At 62.6% G+C, this 18,853-nt stretch carries 15 protein-coding genes, 1 tRNA gene and 1 pseudogene; 11 read left to right on the top strand and 6 right to left on the bottom strand.

What is annotated here, in order from left to right:
• Positions 1 to 268: 268 nt before the first annotated feature.
• Complete coding sequence (locus VNX23_RS05920; protein ID WP_325628251.1) at positions 269 to 946, top strand: response regulator transcription factor; 678 nt, start codon at positions 269 to 271, stop codon at positions 944 to 946.
• A gap of 21 nt (positions 947 to 967) precedes the next feature.
• Here VNX23_RS05920 and VNX23_RS05915 read toward each other — a convergent pair whose 3' ends face one another.
• The gene (locus tag VNX23_RS05915; RefSeq protein ID WP_325628250.1) at positions 968 to 4,477 is read right to left on the bottom strand and encodes a hybrid sensor histidine kinase/response regulator; all 3,510 of its coding nucleotides are present in this window, start codon (positions 4,475 to 4,477) and stop codon (positions 968 to 970) included.
• Positions 4,478 to 4,589: 112 nt separating this feature from the next.
• A complete protein-coding gene (hemA, locus tag VNX23_RS05910) occupies positions 4,590 to 5,819 on the bottom strand; it encodes a 5-aminolevulinate synthase (RefSeq protein WP_325628249.1) in 1,230 nt (409 codons plus the stop codon).
• A gap of 395 nt (positions 5,820 to 6,214) precedes the next feature.
• Between hemA and VNX23_RS05905 the strand changes: the two genes are divergently transcribed.
• Together VNX23_RS05905 and VNX23_RS05900 are read left to right on the top strand one after the other, a co-directional pair.
• Positions 6,215 to 7,315: an amidohydrolase family protein gene (locus VNX23_RS05905; RefSeq protein WP_325628248.1), complete on the top strand. Its 1,101-nt coding sequence runs from the start codon at positions 6,215 to 6,217 to the stop codon at positions 7,313 to 7,315.
• A 78-nt stretch (positions 7,316 to 7,393) separates the two neighbouring features.
• The gene (locus tag VNX23_RS05900; RefSeq protein ID WP_325628247.1) at positions 7,394 to 8,086 is read left to right on the top strand and encodes a TetR/AcrR family transcriptional regulator; all 693 of its coding nucleotides are present in this window, start codon (positions 7,394 to 7,396) and stop codon (positions 8,084 to 8,086) included.
• Between the two features lie 86 nt (positions 8,087 to 8,172).
• Here VNX23_RS05900 and VNX23_RS05895 read toward each other — a convergent pair whose 3' ends face one another.
• From VNX23_RS05895 to VNX23_RS05885, 3 genes are all read right to left on the bottom strand, one after another.
• On the bottom strand, positions 8,173 to 9,234 hold the full coding sequence (locus VNX23_RS05895; RefSeq protein WP_325628246.1) for an MBL fold metallo-hydrolase: 1,062 nt from the start codon (positions 9,232 to 9,234) through the stop codon (positions 8,173 to 8,175).
• A 203-nt stretch (positions 9,235 to 9,437) separates the two neighbouring features.
• Positions 9,438 to 10,166, bottom strand: coding sequence for an outer membrane protein (locus VNX23_RS05890; RefSeq protein WP_325628245.1), 729 nt, complete (start codon positions 10,164 to 10,166; stop codon positions 9,438 to 9,440).
• Between the two features lie 303 nt (positions 10,167 to 10,469).
• A tRNA-Thr gene (locus tag VNX23_RS05885) sits at positions 10,470 to 10,544 on the bottom strand.
• 167 nt (positions 10,545 to 10,711) lie between these two features.
• Between VNX23_RS05885 and VNX23_RS05880 the strand changes: the two genes are divergently transcribed.
• The 8 genes from VNX23_RS05880 to VNX23_RS05845 all read left to right on the top strand — a co-directional run bounded on the left by VNX23_RS05880 (position 10,712) and on the right by VNX23_RS05845 (position 18,591).
• Positions 10,712 to 10,906 carry a hypothetical protein gene (locus VNX23_RS05880; protein ID WP_325628244.1) on the top strand — a complete coding sequence of 65 codons (195 nt, stop codon included), beginning with the start codon at positions 10,712 to 10,714 and terminating at the stop codon, positions 10,904 to 10,906.
• 76 nt (positions 10,907 to 10,982) lie between these two features.
• Positions 10,983 to 12,680, top strand: coding sequence for an FAD-dependent oxidoreductase (locus tag VNX23_RS05875; protein WP_325628243.1), 1,698 nt, complete (start codon positions 10,983 to 10,985; stop codon positions 12,678 to 12,680).
• A 144-nt stretch (positions 12,681 to 12,824) separates the two neighbouring features.
• Positions 12,825 to 13,652, top strand: a complete 828-nt coding sequence (locus VNX23_RS05870) for an alpha/beta hydrolase (RefSeq protein WP_325628242.1) — start codon at positions 12,825 to 12,827, stop codon at positions 13,650 to 13,652.
• Positions 13,653 to 13,777: 125 nt separating this feature from the next.
• The gene (locus tag VNX23_RS05865; RefSeq protein ID WP_325628241.1) at positions 13,778 to 14,269 is read left to right on the top strand and encodes a hypothetical protein; all 492 of its coding nucleotides are present in this window, start codon (positions 13,778 to 13,780) and stop codon (positions 14,267 to 14,269) included.
• A gap of 266 nt (positions 14,270 to 14,535) precedes the next feature.
• Positions 14,536 to 15,825, top strand: a complete 1,290-nt coding sequence (gene murA / locus VNX23_RS05860) for a UDP-N-acetylglucosamine 1-carboxyvinyltransferase (protein WP_325628240.1) — start codon at positions 14,536 to 14,538, stop codon at positions 15,823 to 15,825.
• A 285-nt stretch (positions 15,826 to 16,110) separates the two neighbouring features.
• Positions 16,111 to 16,524: a DUF2948 family protein gene (locus tag VNX23_RS05855; RefSeq protein ID WP_325628291.1), complete on the top strand. Its 414-nt coding sequence runs from the start codon at positions 16,111 to 16,113 to the stop codon at positions 16,522 to 16,524.
• A gap of 280 nt (positions 16,525 to 16,804) precedes the next feature.
• Positions 16,805 to 18,100 carry a histidinol dehydrogenase gene (hisD, locus tag VNX23_RS05850; protein ID WP_325628239.1) on the top strand — a complete coding sequence of 432 codons (1,296 nt, stop codon included), beginning with the start codon at positions 16,805 to 16,807 and terminating at the stop codon, positions 18,098 to 18,100.
• A complete protein-coding gene (locus tag VNX23_RS05845; protein ID WP_325628238.1) occupies positions 18,097 to 18,591 on the top strand; it encodes a UPF0262 family protein in 495 nt (164 codons plus the stop codon). The genes hisD and VNX23_RS05845 overlap by 4 nt, the downstream gene beginning before the upstream one ends.
• 156 nt (positions 18,592 to 18,747) lie before the next feature.
• Here VNX23_RS05845 and VNX23_RS05840 read toward each other — a convergent pair.
• Positions 18,748 to 18,853 (bottom strand): annotated as a pseudogene (locus tag VNX23_RS05840) (IS110 family transposase); the annotation flags it as partial.

Below are 18,853 nucleotides of genomic sequence, written 5' to 3'. Positions count from 1 at the left end.
TGGGCACGAGATTGCGGTCACGGTAACATCGCCGTGAAACCTCGCCCAATAAGACTTTCGGCCCTGCGCCGCGTCGCGTCGGTAGTTCCGCGTGGTCCAGGTACCGCTCATCTGCGCGCTTTTGCCCTATTGCGGCGCACAAAGACGCCGCCGATTAACCTGTATTTCGCATGGCTGGATTGTGCGCTTGCATGCGCTCGCTCACCGGGGGAGAATTCGCTTCCAGAGGCCACGGGAACGCTACCTCAAGCCTCTTGCAAAGAAGTAGATGACTGCCGCCGCCGATACCCACCTGGTGATTGCCGACGACCACCCGCTGTTTCGCGATGCCCTGCGGCAGGCGGTGGCAAGTGTCGTGACTTCGGCGAGGATCGACGAAGCCGGATCGTTTGACGAACTGACCGCCTTGCTCGAGCAGGATTCCGATGTCGACCTGGTCCTGCTCGATCTGACCATGCCCGGAATCTCCGGCTTTTCCGGCCTGATCTATCTGCGCGCGCAATATCCGGCGATCCCGGTGGTAATCGTCTCGGCCAGCGACGACGGCGGCACGATCCGCAGGTCGCTCGATTTCGGCGCTTCCGGTTTCATTCCGAAACGTTTCGGGGTCGACACGCTGCGCGACGCCATCATGAAGGTGATGGACGGCGATGTCTGGATTCCGCCCGACACCGACCTGTCATCGGCAACCGATCCCGAGCTGGCGCGCCTTCGCGACCGGCTCGTAACGCTGACACCGCAGCAGGTCCGGGTATTGATGATGTTGTCGGAAGGCCTTCTCAACAAGCAGATTGCCTACGAGCTTGGGGTGTCGGAGGCGACGATCAAGGCGCACGTGTCGGCGATCCTGCAAAAGCTCGGCGTCGAAAGCCGCACCCAGGCGGTGATCGCGGCCGCCAAAATCGCCGGCGACCAGTGGCGTCAGGGAACGCCGTCGCAGCAATAGCTTTGGCGGGAATTCGAACGCCTACTCGGCCGCCACCATCTGCTGGGTGCGCCACTGCCCCAGCAGGGCGCGCAGCGAAGCCGGCTTCACCGGCTTGTTGAGCACGGCGACGTTCTCCTCCCGCGCGGCCGCCCGCACATGCGGGCTGCGGTCGGCGGTGATCAGGATCGCCGGAATACTGTTGCCGAAGCGGCGGCGAATCTCCCTGATCGCGGCGATTCCATTGCCGCGGTCGAGATGATAGTCCACCAACAGACCGGTGACGCGCTTGCGAGCGGCCTCGATCGCCTCGATCGCGGCTTCGGGATCGGCTACCGCGATAACCTCGGCGTTCCAGGCGGTCAGCAGGGTTTTCATCCCGTCCAGGATCGCCGCGTCGTTTTCGATGCACACGATCAGCGAGCCGCTCATCGGCGTCCTGGAAAGCGGCGTTGCGCTGGTCACCGCGGCGGTGTGGTTGACGTCCTTCGCGGTGGGGACGGTCACCGAGAAGAGCGAGCCGCCGCTGGCGTTGGAATCAAGCGCGATGCCGTGATTGAGGACGCGCGCGAGCCGCTCGACGATCGACAGGCCGAGGCCTAGCCCGCGCGCGATCCGCGCGCCCTGTTCCAGCCGGTGAAACTCCTTGAAGATTTCGCCGCGCTTGAGAACCGGAATGCCGACGCCGGTGTCGTAGATCCCGATCCGCAGCGACTGGCCGCGGCGCCGGCATCCGACCAGGACCCGCCCGCGCGGGGTGTATTTGATGGCGTTGGAGATCAGGTTCTGCAACAGCCGACGCAACAGCAGGCGATCCGATTCCACAGGCAGCGAGCAGGGCACGAAGGTAAGCTTCAGGCCCTTTGCGCGTGCGATCGGCGCAAATTCGATCTCCAGCGAGCGCATCAGATCGCCGATCTTGAAGCTCGTGACCGCCGTCGTCATGGCGCCGGCATCTAACCTTGAAATGTCCAGAAGTGCTCCGAGGATCTCCTCGATCGCCTCGAGCGAATCGTCGATGTTTTCCACCAGCCTTGAGTCCTCGCCGCCGTTCTGGCGCTCGACCAGGCTCGTCACATAGAGCCGCGCCGCGTTCAGCGGCTGAAGGATGTCGTGGCTTGCCGCGGCCAGGAAACGTGTTTTCGAGACGTTGGCGTCTTCGGCAGCACTTTTGGCGCGCGCCAATTCCGAATTCAGCCGCGTCAGCTCCTCGGTGCGATCCCGCACGCGTTTTTCCAGCGTGGCATTGGCGCGCTCCAGCGCTTCGGCAGCCTCAAAGGACGGCGTGACATCGGAGAAGGTGATGACCAGTCCGCCGCCCGGCATCCGGTTGGAGCGGACCTCGATCACCATATGGCGGTCCGGCAGCCGCTCCAGATAGGGCTCGCCCTCCGCGGTATAGGCGGCGAGCCGCTTCTCCGTCACCTGATCATTGTCGCCGCCGGATGCCAGAGGCGTGATCGACGCCATGAATTCCAGAATCTCCGTCAAGGGAATGCCGATCTGCACCAGGTGCGGCGGCAATCCGAGGATTTCGCCGAATTGCCGGTTGGAGCAGATCAGCTGCAGGTCCGGGTCGAACACGGCGATGCCCTGCCGCACGTGGTTGAGCGCGGTCTGCAATATCTCGCGGTTGAAATGCAGCGCGGCATGGGAATCGTCGAGCAGTTTGAGCGCCGCCTTGGCCGAGACCGCGCGCTTGCGAAGCAGCAGCGACATGACGAGGCGCGAAGATGCGGCCCCGATCGAGGATGCGATCAGGTGCTCGGCGTGCTGCAGCAATTCGAAGTCCGCCGGCGCCGCCAGGTCGAGATGGACGTTGTGGGTGGCGGCGAAGGCGTCGAAGGAATCGCGGGCGCGATCGGGCCCAAGATATTGCGCAACCGTGCTTTGAATGTCCTGGACCGTCACCGTGGTGCGCCAGCGCCTGAATGGCGGGGCCATCGGCGCCAGCCTGCGGGGTACGAAAAGGTCCGCCTGCAGGCGTTCGATCGAGGACGGCTGGCGCGCGAGCGAGAGCACGACATAGGTCAAAAGATTGAGCGAAAGCGACCAGAGTACGCCGTGAAGAAGCGGCGGCAGATCGGCGCCGAACAGGGCTTGCGGCCGCAAGGCTTCGACACCGAACGGGCCGTGGTGCAACAAAAAGAGGCCGGCGGATGTGCCTTCGAGAAAGCTCGGCAGGAAAAGGGTGTAAGTCCACATCGCAAAGCCGATCAGCATGCCGCCGATCGCGCCTCGTGCGGTTGCGCGCTGCCAAAACAGGCCGCCGAAGAACGCGGGCGCAAGCTGCGCGATGGCGGCGAAGGACAACAGGCCGATCGCCGCCAATTGGGCATTGCCCAGCGCGCGATAGTAGAGATAGGCCATCGCCATGATGGCAAAAATCGCGAAGCGGCGAACCCCGAGCAGAAAGCGGCCGAAATTCCGTCCCGCACGGGATTGGCGTCCGCGCTGCAGGACGAGCGGAGTCACAATGTCGTTCGAGACCATGATGGAAAGCGCCACGCACTCGACGATCACCATCGCGGTTGCCGCGGACAGGCCGCCGAGAAAGACGAAGATACTGAGCAGCTGCCCGTTTCCCTCCATCGGCAGCGCCAGCACATACATGTCGCTGTCCACCGCGCCGAACGGAAACGACACCAGTCCGGCGAGTGCGATCGGAATCACGAACAGATTGATCGCCACCAGGTAAGACGGAAACAGCCAGCGCGCGCGGCCAACCTCCGCGTCGGTGGAGTTCTCGACCACACTGACGTGAAACTGGCGCGGCAGCAGCATGATCGCGCAAAACGACAGCAGCACCATGGTCAGGAAACTGCCGACCGACGGCGTGTACTCGATGGCACGTACCGCTTCCGGCGTCTTCATCGCCCGCTCGACCAGTTCGACCGGCGTGAACATCCAGAAGGTCACGAATGCGCCGGCGGCGAGGAAGGCGACCAGTTTGATGGTGGATTCGGTGGCCACCGCCAGCATCAACCCGTGCTGATGTTCCGTCGCGTCCGCCTGGCGGGTTCCGAACAGCACGGCGAAAGCTCCCATCGCCAGCGTGACGATCAGCGCAATGTCACCGATGATCGGAATTGAGGAAAACGCCTCGTCTTCGCTCAGAATGGTCTCGAGCGAAGAGGCCACCGCCTTGAGCTGGAGGGCGATATAGGGAATCGATCCGATGATGGCGATCAGCGCGACGAATGCGGCGACCGCCTGGCTCTTGCCGTAGCGCGCGGCGATGAAATCGGCGATCGAGGTGATGTTTTGCGATTTCGCAAGCCTGATCACGCGGCGCAGCAAGGGCGTGCAAACCCCGATCATCAGGATCGGACCGACATAGATCGCAAGGAAGTCCACGCTGGTGCGGCTGGCGAACCCGACCGAGCCGAAGAAAGTCCAGGAGGTGCAATAGATCGCGAGCGATAGCGGATAGATCAGCGCGCTGGCGCGGCCGCGCTGCGTCGGCGACAGGCGGTCGCCGTAACTTGCCACCAAAAACAGGAAGCCGATGTAGGCGAACGCGGCTGCGATCACGCTCCAGTCGTGCAGCATCGCTGCTTGCTCCGTAAAGATCCCGCGCAGGGGAGTATAGCCGGAAGGCGCCGGCAAAGCACGTTACGCCGGCCTTCGAGTCGGGCCTGATCGAGCCGATGACGGGTTAAGGTTATTCCGCGGCCAGTGATTTCTGGTTCAACGGCAGGCCGAGCCGCTCCCAGACCTGGACCAGCGCCTCGGCGAGCTGATCGATCAGGGCGTCGTCATGATAGGGCGACGGCGTGATCCTCAGGCGTTCGGTACCCTTGGCGACCGTCGGGTAATTGATCGGCTGGATGTAGATATGGTGCTCTTCGAGCAGCAGATCGGAGGCGTGCTTGCATTTTTCGGGGTCGCCGACGAACAGCGGCACGATGTGGGTGTCGCTCGACATCACCGGCAGCCCGGCAGCGATCAGGATCGCCTTGACGCGGGCGGCGCGCTCCTGGTGACGCTCACGCTCCCAGTTCGAGGTCTTGAGGTGCCGGATCGCAGCCGTCGCAGCCGAGCAGATCGCCGGCGGCAGTGCGGTGGTGAAGATGAAACCGGGCGCATAGGAACGCACCGCGTCGATCATCTCGGCGCGTCCGGCGATATATCCGCCCAGACAACCGAAGGCTTTGGCCAGCGTTCCTTCCAGAACATCGATGCGGTGCATGACGCCGTCGCGCTCGGCAATGCCGCCACCGCGCGCGCCATACATGCCGACCGCATGAACCTCGTCGACATAGGTCATCGCGCCATATCGCTCGGCGAGATCGCAGATCCTGGCCAGCGGTGCGATATCGCCGTCCATGGAATACAGGCTCTCGCACGCGATCAGCTTCGGCCGATCCGGACCCGCGGCGCGCAGCAAGCCCTCCAGATGCGCCGTGTCGCTGTGGCGGAACACGATGCGTTCGCAGCCGGACTGGCGGATACCCTCGATCATCGAATTGTGATTAAGCCCATCCGACAGGATCAGGCAGTTCGGGATGAGTTTGGCGATGGTGGCAATCCCGGTCTGGTTGGAGATATAGCCCGAGGTGAACAGCAGGGCGGCTTCCTTGCCGTGGAGATCGGCGAGTTCCTGCTCGAGCTGCACCAGCGGGTGATGGGTTCCCGCGATATTGCGGGTGCCGCCAGCGCCGGTGCCGACACGGGTGGCGGTCTCGACCATCGCTCCCACCACTTTCGGGTGCTGCCCCATGCCGAGATAGTCGTTGGAGCACCAGATCACGACGTTGCGCTTGCCTTTCGGCGAATGCCACACCGCGTGGGGGAAGCGGCCGGCGATGCGTTCGAGGTCGGCAAAAATCCGGTAACGCCGCTCCTCATGCAGGCGGTTGAGCGCGGTGTGGAAGTATTTGTTATAATCCATTGCAAGGACCTGGCAGGAGAGGCCGGAGCGACGGTGCCTTTTTAGAACTTTTCCAGGTTTAATGTCGAGCCGGAATTGGCTCGCGGAAGCGTGAACGACGGGGCAGGGGGTTGCTGCAAACGCGGATCACCATTTGATTTCGATCAATACGCGGACGGCATTTTGAGCTCTTGCCTGCGAGGCTCGATCGCCGATTGCCCGCATTCGCACGCCAGCGGCGAGCGGCTGCGCGCTTCTCGCCCGGCGCCATCTTGCTGGCATCCGCTGCCCTGTCCTACGATCTGCCCCCACCTTGTCCGCGATCGCAGCCGGCTCGGAAAACCGGCGCGCGTGGCGACAGCCACCTCGCCACATCAAAAAAAGCTTTGGGGGAAATCGCCTTGCTAGAAATCGCCATGAGCTCGCGCCGTCATTTTTTGAAGGCGGGCGCGGCCGCTGCCGCGACCGGAATTGTGTTTTGCAGCTGCGGCCTCTCGAAGAGCGCCCATGCCCAACAGGACTCGCGGGCGAAATTGCCGGTCACGGTCAATGGAAAGCGGGTCAAGACCGTTGACGTGCACGCGCATTGCCATTTTCGCGAAGCGGGCGCGCTGCTCGGCGAAGAAGGATTCAAACTGCAGGTTTCCGCGATCAATGGCGCGACGGAGACCTATATCGACCTTTCCCAGCGGCTCGCCGCCATGGACGCCCAGGCGGTCGACATGGAGATCCTGTCGATCAATCCATTCTGGTACAACCGCGAACGCGATGTTGCCGCACAAATCGTAAAGCTCCAGAACGAAAAGCTGGCCGAATTCTGCGCTGCCAATTCCACCCGCTTCGCCGCGTTTGCCTCGCTCACCTTGCAGGCGCCCGATCGGGCGGTGCAGGAACTTGAGACCGCGGTGAGGAAACAGGGTCTGAAGGGGGCTGCGATCGGCGGCTCGGTCAACGGCGTCGATTTCTCCGACCAGAAATTCCATCCGGTCTGGGCCAAGGCCGAAGAGCTGGGGGTGCCGCTCTTCATCCATCCTCGCGGCATACCCGAGCTGAACAAGCGCTTCGCGGGCAATGGCTGGCTCGACAACACCATCGGCAATCCGCTCGACACGACGATCGCGCTGTCGCACCTGATCTTCGAGGGCACGCTCGATCGCTTTCCCGGGCTGAAGGTGATCGCGGCCCATGGCGGCGGTTATCTGCCGTCCTATGCCGATCGTTCCGATCACGCCTGCATGGTGGGACCCAAGGGCTGCACTGCAGATGTCAAGCTGAAGAAACGACCCTCGGAGTACCTCAAGCAGATCTATTTCGATTCGCTGGTGTTCACCCCCGAGGCGATCCGCCATCTGGCCGCGCAGGTCGGCGCCGGCCAGATCGTGCTCGGCAGCGACTATCCCTATCCCTGGCAGCTCAATCCCGTCGACCACATCCTTGCGTCCGCCTCGCTCAGCGACGAGGAGAAGGCCGATATTCTCGGCCGCACCGCCGCGAAGCTGTTCAATCTCGAGGCGTGAGGCTACGCGACGCTTGCCAAATCCGAATTTGAAATTAAAGTTTCAACGGAAAGGCAAACGTTGAGGGTTCGAAACCTGATGAAACGGGGAGGGACATACCGCGGCCGCTCGAGCTCGTCAAAACCGGCCGAAGATCGGCAGAGGACCCAGCTGCAATTGCTGGAGGCCGCAGGCCAAGAGTTTGCAGAAAGAGGTTTTGACCGGACCACCGCGAAAGAAATATGCGAGCGGGCCGGCACCAACACCGCGGCGGTGAACTATTATTTCGGCGGCATCGAAGGCCTGCACGTGGCGGTGCTCGAGGAAGCTCGCAATCGTCTCTTCTCGGCCGACGCCATTGCGGCTGCGGTGGCCGGAAAAAGTGATCCAAAGGCCAAGCTCGAGGCGATTCTCGATTTGGTCGCCGAAGCGCTGACCGGGCCTCTTTCTTCATCATGGGAATTTCGCGTACTTGGCCGCGAACTGGTCGCGCCCTCGCCGGCAATGCTCGAGACAAAGGACAAGGTGATCCTCCCGAGAGCGCGTCTGTTGCGGCAATTTATCGCCGAACTGATGAAGTTGCCGGAGGATCATCCGGCGGTTGCGCGTGGATGCGTCAGCCTGATGGCGCCGATCTGCATGCTGATCCTCGCCGACCGCCGCCACCTGGCGCGCGCGCTGCCGGCCTTGAAACTCGGGCCGGATGATGCGGTGGCGTTGGCGCGTCACATGTTCAGGTATGCCCTGGCGGGTCTGGAAGCCGTCGCCCGCGACGCGCGCAAGGAAATCTGACCGGCTATCAGACGCAGCAGCGCGTCCGGCTCCCTCAATTCCTTGCCGTCGTTCCGGCGTCGCGGTTCGAATCGAAGCTCAACACATCACGTCGTGCGAAAGCGAAGCACGCCGTCGATCTCCTCGACCGTGAGACGGCCTTCGACCAGCATGTAATTCACATGCGCGATCAATTCGCCGGCGGCAAAGCCCATCTGATGGGCGTCGAGATCGTGCTTGTGGAACACGACCGGAACCAGTTCTTTTGACGTCTTCGAGCTGTCCCGGCACGCTTCCGCAATCCGCCGGCAACGCTCTTCGTGGTGATCGGCGAGCTGCTTGATCCGCGTCTTCAGTCCGTAGAACGGCACGCCATGGCCGGGCAGCACCAGGAGGTCGTAGGGTAGCGTGGTCGTCAGGCTTGCAAGCGATGCCAGATACTCTCCCAGCGAATTCTGGTCGGGCTCGACCGCCCAGACGCTGACATTGGGAGAAATCCTGCTCAGCACCTGATCGGCGGAGAGGAACAGCTTGTCGGCGGCGCAATAGAGCATCACCTGGTCGAGCGCGTGGCCGCCGCCGGTGATGACCTTGAAGCGCCGCGCGCCGATCGAAATCTCATCGCCATGCGAGATGCGGCGGTAGGCGGGCGGCAGGATCGAAACCCGTTTCAGATATTCCTGGCCGCGGCCCAAGAGCTTGTCGGTCAGGCTCTCGTCCATGCCGTGGCGGCGGAAGAACAGCCGCTGCGCCTGTTTGCGCTCCTCGGTGCCGCGGTTCTGGAAATAGACCGACTGCAGATATTCGACCTGCGACATGAACAATGGACATTCGAAGCGCTCGACCACCCAGCCGGCCAGCCCCACGTGATCGGGATGCGAATGGGTGACGATCAGGCGCGTGATCCTGACATGAGCCAGCGGGCCTTCGAACAGCGCGGTCCAGGCGGCGATCGATTCCTCGTTGCCGAAGCCGGAATCCACCATGGTCCAGCCGTCACCGTCGGCGAGCAGGTAGATGTTCACGTGATTGAGGCGGAACGGCAGGTTCAGGCGCACCCACAACAGGCCAGGCATCACCTCCACGACCTGTTCGGGCCCGGGATGACTTTCCCAGGGGTAACGAAGTGCCTCGACCGTGGACTGGACGGCTTGTGTCTTCGAGTGCATCGCCTTCACTGGCTATCGCAAATTGCCCGATGAAACTGCTTCTGCTCTCAGATCACTATCGGCGTATGGCACACAGAACACAATCGGGATTTGAGGCGCCTGCGCGCAAGGTAAAATGATCTGAGCGCGCTTGTCGTGCTTTGCGGAAAGCAAAAAGGCCGGCTTGGAGCCGGCCTTTTCAAACTCGCCTGATGGGAGGCTAGTCAGTACCTCGCAACCACCGGACCGCCCCAGTTGAAGCGATAATTCAGGCCAACCTTCACGACGTGGTCGTCGGTGCGGAAGCTGCCGAATGGGGCCAGTTGGGTTGGGATCGTGAAGCTTGAACTGCCGAAGTCGTAGAACTGATACTCGAGCTTGGCCGACCAGTTCTGGGTGAACAGGTATTCGAAGCCCGCGCCGACCGTGAAGCCGTTGCGACGATCGCCGGTGAGTGCGAAGGCGACGGGAACGCCGCCGCCGTTGATCAGCGATTCGCCATTGTCGGCGAAGGCATAGCCGCCCTTCACGTAGAGCAGGGCGGGACCCCAAGTGTAACCGATGCGGCCGGTCACCGAGCCGAGCGCGCGCTGGTCATTGGTGTAGAGGAAGCCACCCGGGAAGATGATGCCGTTGTTGTTGCTGCCGAGCCAGCTGTACTGGAATTCGCCGCCGATGACCCAGTTGGGCGCGAACTGATAGTCGCCGCCGAACTGCAGACCGCCGAGGAAACGGCCATTGTCGTTGTTGCCCGTGGTCAGGCCACCGAAATTGTTGTCACCGCTGAACGCGCCGCCGATGTGGCCGCCGACATAGAAGCCGGTCCAGTTGTAGAGCGGGGCGACGTAGGCCGGCGCCTTGGTGTAGGGGCGGGCGGGAAGATCGGCTGCAAGTGCTGGCACTGTCGCGCCGAGGGCGACAAGGGCCACAGTTGCCAGTAGGAACTTCTTCATTGGTTGGGACTCCAGAGTGTTTTCAGTCTTACGAGGACGGACGCGTTCTGCGTTGAGGGCGCGCACTTAAACGGCTTTGGCGTAAAAAGCTGTCACTCATCGGCCACACTTGCCGATAACCCAACCCATTGGTTGATAACGATTTTTTGTACTTAAGTGAAGCTTAATGAGGTCTGAAAGAAGCCTTGATTTTGCCGCGTGGCGATCGGGGCTGGACAGGGACGGAGCAAGGGATTCGAATGGCACCACCCGTGAGTTCCCGGTGCAAAGTCTCGTTCAGGCGCGGGGATTTTTCTTGCGGGCTGGTGCTGCCGGACAGGATTGAACTGTCGACCTCTCCCTTACCAAGGGAGTGCTCTACCACTGAGCTACGGCAGCCTGCTTTCTGAGACGAGAATCGGCCAAAAAGGCCGCACAAAGGCGGGCCGATCCTTGCCACAAGGGCCGCAGGCGCGCAAGCAGAAGAGCGGCTCAAGGAACGCGCCCACGAAACGGGCTGGATCGGGCCAGATCGATCGGGTTTCCAGTATTCGAACGGGTCGACGATGAAGGATCACGAGGATAAGAAATCCGGAAAGGCGGCGAGCGACTTACGCCACGAAAGGCTGAAGCAGGCGCTGCGCGAAAATCTCAAGCGGAGAAAGTCGCAAGCAAAGGGCCGGGAGGATTTCACTAACCCGTCGTCCAGTTCTGCTGACGTCGCAAGCGAGGGATCGGGCAAAAAGCACCCGGGCAAATGACCTGTTGGCTCGCCGCGGAATATCTTCGAATGTCCGCCTTTCCCTGAAGGCGAGAGTGAATTGTTGGGGCGGATCGATGGCAGACGAGGCGGAAAAGCAGGCGCCGGCAGAGATCGCATTTCCACGCTATGAGCAGACCTTTCCGACGCTGACGGCGGACGAAATCGCCCGGATCCGCCGGTTCGGTGAGGTTCGCAACTTCAACGATGGTGAAGCACTTTTCGAGACCGGCAAGGTCGGTCCAGGCATGTTCGTGTTGTTGTCCGGGCATGTGGAGATCACGCGCCGCGACGGCCTCGGCCGCGTCACGCCTGTCATCGAACACGGGCCGGGCCAGTTTCTCGCCGAGCTTGGGCAACTCTCCGGCCGCAACGCGCTGGTCGATTGTAACGCCGATGGCGAGGTGGAGACGCTGCTGATTCCGCCGGAGCGTCTGCGCGCACTCCTGATTGCCGAGGCCGATCTCGGCGAGCGCATCATGCGCGCGCTCATCCTTCGCCGGGTCAGCCTGATCCGCGGCGGCGCCGGCGGGCCGGTCCTGATCGGGCAGTCGAATTCGGCCGGCGTGGTCCGGCTGCAGGGTTTTCTCACCCGCAACGGCTATCCGCATCAATTGCTCGATCCGGTTGCCGACGGCGAGGCCGCCGCCTTGATCGCGCGCCATTCGCCCGTGGAGTCCGATTTCCCCCTTGTCGTCACGACCGACGGCACCGTGCTTCGTAACCCACGCGAATCAGAGCTCGCGCGCGCGATGGGCATGGTGCGCGCGCTACAGAAGGACAAGGTCTATGACGTGGCCGTCGTCGGCAGCGGTCCCGCCGGGCTGTCGACCGCGGTCTATGCCGCATCCGAAGGGCTTTCGGTTGCGGTTTGCGATACGCGGTCATTCGGCGGACAGGCCGGCGCCAGCGCCAGGATCGAGAATTACCTTGGCTTTCCGACCGGAATTTCCGGCCACGCCCTTACCGCGCGCGCCTTCAACCAGGCGCAGAAATTCGGTGCGGAAATCATGATCCCGGTCGAGGTGCACGCGCTGGATTGTTCGCGCCCCGACGGATCCTTCGGCCTCAAGCTCGAGAATGGGGACGTGTTGCGGGCGCGATCGGTCGTGGTCGCAAGCGGGGCGCGCTATCGGCGGCCCGAAATCGAAAACCTTTCGGATTTCGAAGGCCGCGGTGTCTGGTACTGGGCTTCCCCGATCGAGGCGCGGCTTTGCGCCCAGCAGGAGGTCGTCCTGGTCGGCGGCGGCAACTCCGCCGGTCAGGCCGCGGTTTTCCTCTCCGGCCATGCCCGCAAGGTTCATATGGTGATCCGCGGCGGCGGACTCGGCGCCAGCATGTCGCGCTACCTGATCGAGCGCATCGAGGCGGCGCCGAATATCGAGCTGATGTTCAATGCCGAGGTCACTGGCCTTCAGGGTGGCCAGGACGGCTCGCTGACGCGCGTGCGCTGGCGCAGCCGCCTTTCCGGCGAAGACAGCCTTCTGGACGTTCGCAACCTGTTTCTGTTCGTCGGCGCCGATCCCGCCACCGGCTGGCTCGAGGGTTGCGGGGTTGTGGTCGACCGCGCCGGCTTTGTGGTGACGGGGGCGCCAGACAAGAACAGCGAAGCGCGCATCGCCTCGCCGCTCGAAACCTCGGTGCCGGGCGTGTTTGCCGTCGGCGACGTGCGTTCGGGGTCGGTCAAGCGGGTTGGCGGTGCGATCGGCGAAGGCGCCCAGGTGGTTGCCGCGCTGCACGGCTATCTCGGCGATACCGCAAAGCCCGCGCTTTGACTCCGCGCCGGTTATGTCGCTCGCCCGGAGCCCGTGCCAATCGATGCTCCCGCGTTTGGATCGGCCGATGCGAAAACTCCGTGCAAGAGTCTCATCCCGCGCTATGTTTGAAAGCGCCTTTTTCAACGCGGCAAGGAGCACCAGATGGAAAGCAATTTCGCCGACGTTAACGGGATCAGGCTGCATTATCTCGCCGCGGGCAGGGGCGACCCCGTCGTACTGCTGCATGGCTTTGCCCAAACCAGCCATATGTGGCGGCCGTTAATCGCCGAACTCTCGGGCAGACACACCGTGATTGCGCCGGATCTGCGCGGCTTTGGTCAATCTGCGGCGCCTGCGGACGGATATACCAAGGCCGCCATGGCGCAAGATGTCCATGCACTTCTCAACAGCCTCAAACTCGACCGGGTTCGCCTGGTGGGGCACGACATCGGGCTGATGGTCGCCTACGCACTTGCCGCGCAATATCCGCAGGCCGTAGACCGGCTTGTGCTTATAGAAGCATTTTTGCCGGGCGTCGGTGACTGGAATAGTGTGTTTCTGCTGCGCGACCTCTGGCATTTCCATTTCTACGGCAAGACGCCACTGGCGCTGGTCACAGGGCGCGAACGGACTTATCTCGAACATTTCTGGAACGACTTCGCCGCCGATCCCCAGAAATCTGTGTCTGAAGAAGACCGCGAAATCTATGCGAATGCCTACGCGCAGCCGGGGCACATGGCCGCCGGAATGGAGGTCTTCCGCGCCTTTGCCAAAGACGCCGAAGACTTTGCCGGCTTTGCCAGGACGAGGCTGACCATGCCAGTGCTGGTTCTTTCGGGAGAGAGGGCCAGCGGACCATTCTTGATCGAGCAGGGCAAGATGGTGGCGACGAAGGTCGAAGGCGTTCTCGTCAAAGGATCGGGGCACTGGTTGATGGAAGAAGCCCCTGACCAAGTAATCCCCAAGCTCGTCGAATTTCTTGGCCGTTAGAGCATGATCCGGTGGCGGATCAGGATATGCCCGCGCACGGAGCGCCACTGCTCCGAGCAGCACGTGTAGCTTTTTTGGAGCGGCAGCCGTAGCATTTGTCAGAGATTCGAAGAGGGGAGCGCGTCATGGTCTTGGGGTTGAGCCTGTCTGCTTTCACGATGGTGCATGTCATCATCAGCCTGATCGGAATTGTGACCGGCTTCATCGTTCTGTTCGGGCTTTTCGGCTCACATCGAATGCCCGGCATGACCGCGCTGTTCCTGCTCTCCACGATACTGACCAGCGTCACCGGCTTCCTGTTTCCGTTCGACAAGCTGCTACCCTCGCACATGGTCGGCATCGTCTCGCTGGTCATGCTCGCCATCGCCTGTGTCGCGCTTTATGGCATGAAGCTCTCGGGGGCGTGGCGCTGGATCTATACGCTGACCGCGATGATCGCGCTTTATCTCAACGTCTTCGTGCTGGTCATCCAGAGCTTCCTCAAGATCGGCCCACTGCACGCGCTGGCCCCGAGCGTGCCGCCGAGCGAGCCGCCCTTCGCCGTCGTCCAGGGCCTCGTGCTGGTATTTTTTGTCATCGCGGTTATCGGCGCGGTGCGGCGCTTCCGCCCGGCGTAAGACCGCTTTCGATCTCACCCTCCCTGGCAGCCATCGCGGAGGGTGTGCTTTGCGCGAATAATGGCTCGATTTGAAAGCCCATTCGCGGGCCCCGGCGGGGTCGGGATCATGATGCGATTAACGCCAGGCCTGTGCCAATTCCAGCACGCTGTGGAAATATCAATCGCCTTTGCCGTCAGTCCCATCAAATAGCCGCAAACTTCGAAGCTTTTGCGGGCAGAATGCCTTCCTCTAATACTTTATGCATCGCAAGAGCAGGTTTCGGCATGGATCGCATTCGCATCGTCGGCGGCAACAAGCTCAACGGCACCATTGCGATTTCAGGCGCTAAAAACGCGGCGCTGCCGCTGATGATCGCGGCGCTCCTGACCGACGAGACGCTTATCCTCGACAACGTGCCGCGGCTCGCCGATGTGGCCCAGCTGCAGCGCATTCTTGGCAATCACGGCGTCGACATCACCTCGGTGGGAAAGCGGCCCGGCGACCGGCAATATCAAGGCCAGACCCTGCATATTTCGGCGGCCAACATCATCGATACCACCGCGCCCTATGAGCTGGTATCGCGGATGCGCGCCAGTTTCTGGGTGGTCGCGCCGTTGCTTGCGCGAATGCACGAGGCACGGGTTTCGCTGCCCGGCGGCTGCGCCATCGGCACGAGGCCGGTCGATCTCCTGATCCTGGCGCTGGAAAAGCTCGGCGCCGAGATCGCCATCGACGGCGGCTATGTGGTCGCAAGCGCGCCAGGAGGTCTCAAGGGCGCAACGATCGACTTTCCCAAGGTGACGGTCAGCGGCACCCATGTCGCCGTGATGGCGGCAAGCCTTGCGAATGGCACGACCGTCATCACCAACGCCGCGCAAGAGCCGGAAATCCTCGATCTCGCCGATTGCCTGAACAAGATGGGCGCGCGCATCTACGGTGCCGGTACCCCCCGCATCACGGTCGAAGGCGTGAGCAGGCTTCACGGCGCGCGACACACCGTGCTTCCCGATCGCATCGAGACCGGCACCTACGCGATGGCGGTGGCGATGACCGGGGGCGACGTCCTGCTCAGCGGCGCGCGTGCGGAACTTCTGCAATCCGCGCTCGACGTGCTGTCGCAGGCCGGCGCCGAGGTCACCGTCAACAACGAAGGCATCCGGGTCGCCCGCAACGGTGCGGCCATCAATCCGGTGCGGGTTTCGACCGCGCCGTTTCCGGGCTTTCCCACCGACCTGCAGGCCCAGCTGATGGCGCTGATGGTTTGCGCCACGGGCTCCTCGCATATCACCGAGACGATCTTCGAGAATCGTTTCATGCATGTGCAGGAGCTGGCGCGTTTCGGCGCGCGGATTCAGCTCGACGGCGAAACCGCCACCATTCACGGCATCGAAAAGTTGCGCGGCGCGCCGGTGATGGCGACCGACCTGCGCGCGTCGGTGTCGTTGGTCATCGCCGGGCTCGCCGCCGAAGGCGAGACCATGGTCAACCGCGTCTACCACCTCGACCGCGGATTTGAGCGGCTGGAGCAGAAGTTGTCGGCGTGCGGCGCTTCCATCGAGCGCATCAGCGACTGACTAGAGCTCCGATTCCGAAGTTCGCAAGCTATCGCGGCGACCTCTGATGCGAACCTCGGATTCAAAGGAGCTCTATAGCGTTTTCGAGCGAAGTGGATACCGGTTCGCGTGAAGAAAGCGCGTCAAAACAAAAGATTAGAGCCTCGGTTCTGATTCAATCAGAACCGAAAAGGCTCTAGCAACTTATTAATTTGAGTAGCGGCCTTGAATTTGAAGTTCCTGTCACGAACCTGCCGCGATACCGATAGGAACTTCAAATTCGCCGCACTAAATGCAGGCGGATCGGTGTCGCCCCAACTCAAATTGATCGCCCTCGATACCGAGGACCTCGCGGTCATTTCCACCCATGTACAGGACGCCCGCGTCCAGACCTCCGATATTGTCTGGCGCCAGGGCGAGAAGCGGCTGGTGATCGGCATGAACCGGCTGGACTGGGAACAGACGCTGGCCGGCGAAACCTCGCCGCGCCGCCTGATCGCGGCCCTGCGTTTTGATCGCGTGCTGGCCTGCAAGTCGCGCAATATCGATCTGGCGACGCCGGACAAGGTGCTGGAACTGGTCGGGATCGAGTTTCACCCGGCCGAGGCGCCCGGCGGCAGCGCGGTCCTGATGTTCAGCCGCGGCGAGGCGCTGCGGCTGGATGTCGAATGCCTGGAATGCGAGCTGTGCGACCTCGGCGTCGACGATCTGGTGGTCTGATTCTAACATTGGGTAGCGAATATCAAATCCACTCCCACTAGGTGCCGGCGATTCCGGCAATGACGTGCCGCCGCCGGCGCGGGGCGGTTAGCGGCAGCCATCGAAGGGTTGACGGCGATGGGCCGTCGCGCCATTGAGCAGAGGGCCCTTGCCCCTCAAAGCGCGCTCGTTTTTGCGTCGAATCGCGATCGCGCTTTAATTTGTTGTCTAAGCATGGTCTTTTGGGAAGACCGGTTCCGCCTTTCGGAATCATGCTTTGGACCGCCGCCGGAAAGCCACCATGCCTGTTCGACTGGACAGAAACAGCGCCGACTTCACCAGGGAATTTGCCGAATTCCTCGCGATGAAACGCGAGGTTGCCGCTGATATCGAGGCCGCCACCCGCGCCATCGTCGAGGATGTCGCCAGGCGCGGCGATGGGGCGTTGATCGAGGCGACGGGCAAATTCGATCGGCTCGATCTCGATGCACAGCACCTGCGCATCGGCACGGACGAAATCGCGGCAGCGGTGAAGGCTTGCGACCGGACGACGATGGAGGCGCTTGAGCTTGCCCGCGAACGGATCGAGACTTTCCACCGCAGGCAATTGCCGAAGGACGAACGCTTCACCGACGCGCTCGGTGTCGAGCTCGGCTGGCGCTGGAGCGCGATCGAATCGGTCGGCCTTTACGTTCCCGGCGGCACCGCCGCCTATCCGTCCTCGGTGCTGATGAACGCGGTGCCGGCCAAGGTCGCCGGCGTTCCCCGCCTGGTGATGGTGGTGCCCTCGCCCGACGGCAAGCTCAATCCGCTGGTGCTCGCGGCGGCGCATCTTGGCGGCGTATCCGAAATCTATCGCGTCGGCGGCGCACAGGCGGTGGCGGCGCTCGCCTACGGTACCGCGACCATTGCGCCGGTCGCCAAGATCGTCGGGCCCGGCAATGCCTATGTGGCGGCTGCCAAGCGGCTGGTGTTCGGCAAGGTCGGCATCGACATGATCGCCGGACCTTCAGAGGTGCTCGTCATCGCCGATCGGACCGCCAATGCAGACTGGATCGCCGCCGATCTACTGGCGCAGGCCGAGCACGACGTCAACGCCCAGTCGATCCTGATCACCGACGATGCGGCGCTGGCGGGTGAGGTCGAGCGCGCGATCGAGGTGCAACTTTCGCTCCTGCCGCGCGCTCGTATCGCGCGCGCCTCGTGGAACGATTTCGGCGCCGTCATTCTGGTTGACACTATCGGCGAGGCGATCGAACTGGCGAATGCGATCGCCGCCGAGCACCTGGAGATCATGACGGCGGACCCGGAATCGCTTGCGGAGCAAATCCGCAATGCCGGCGCGATCTTTCTCGGACCCCACACCCCGGAAGCGATCGGCGATTATGTCGGCGGCTCCAACCACGTATTGCCGACGGCGCGATCGGCGCGGTTCTCATCCGGCCTTGGCGTGCTCGACTTCATGAAGCGCACCTCGGTGCTCAAATGCGGACCCGACCAGCTCCGCTCGCTCGGCCCGGCGGCCATGACGCTGGGCGAGGCCGAGGGCCTCGAGGCGCACGCGCGTTCGATCGGACTGCGCCTCAATCTGTCATGACCAAACTGCCGCCAGGGGACGACACGCAAAACCGCATCGTCGCGGTGACGCTCGACGAGGAGTCGATCGGACGTTCGGGGCCGGATATCGAGCACGAGCGCGCGATCGCCATCTATGACCTGATCGAGCAGAATCTGTTCGCGCCCGAGGGCGTCAACGACGGCCCGTTCACGCTGCACATCAGCATCACCGGCAACCGCCTCGTCTTCGACATCCGCCACGAGAACGGCGCGCCGGTCGTGGCGCATTTGTTGTCGCTGACGCCGTTCCGGCGGATCGTGAAGGACTATTTCATGATCTGCGACAGTTACTATGAGGCGATCCGTACCGCGACCCCAGACAAGATCGAGGCCATCGACATGGGCCGGCGTGGAATTCACGACGAAGGCTCGCGCACCCTGCAGGAACGGTTGAAAGGCAAGGTGCGGATCGATTTCGAAACGGCCCGCCGGCTGTTCACGCTGATCTGCGTGCTGCACTGGAAGGGCTAAAGCGCGATGAAGTTAGATTCGAGCTCTTCCTGCAACAAAAGTGTGCTCCCTCTCCCACCCAACTCGGGTTTACCCGAGTTGGGCATGTTCAACTTTCGAAGTCGGATAAATCCGACTTCGATGGGAGAGGGTTGGGGTGAGCGACTGTGTTGGCTGTCAAGCGGGTTGCCATGGCGTTTTGGTCCTGAGCATGGCGTTGAGGATTGTGAGCAGCTTGCGAGCGACGGCGATCAAGGCGACCAGCTTGGGCTTTCCGGCAGCC

Origin of the sequence: Bradyrhizobium sp. (genome assembly GCF_035570375.1) — a bacterium.
GTDB lineage: Bacteria > Pseudomonadota > Alphaproteobacteria > Rhizobiales > Xanthobacteraceae > Bradyrhizobium.
Note: the sequence above shows the minus strand (reverse complement) of the source record. Positions and strands in the feature narration are given on the sequence as shown.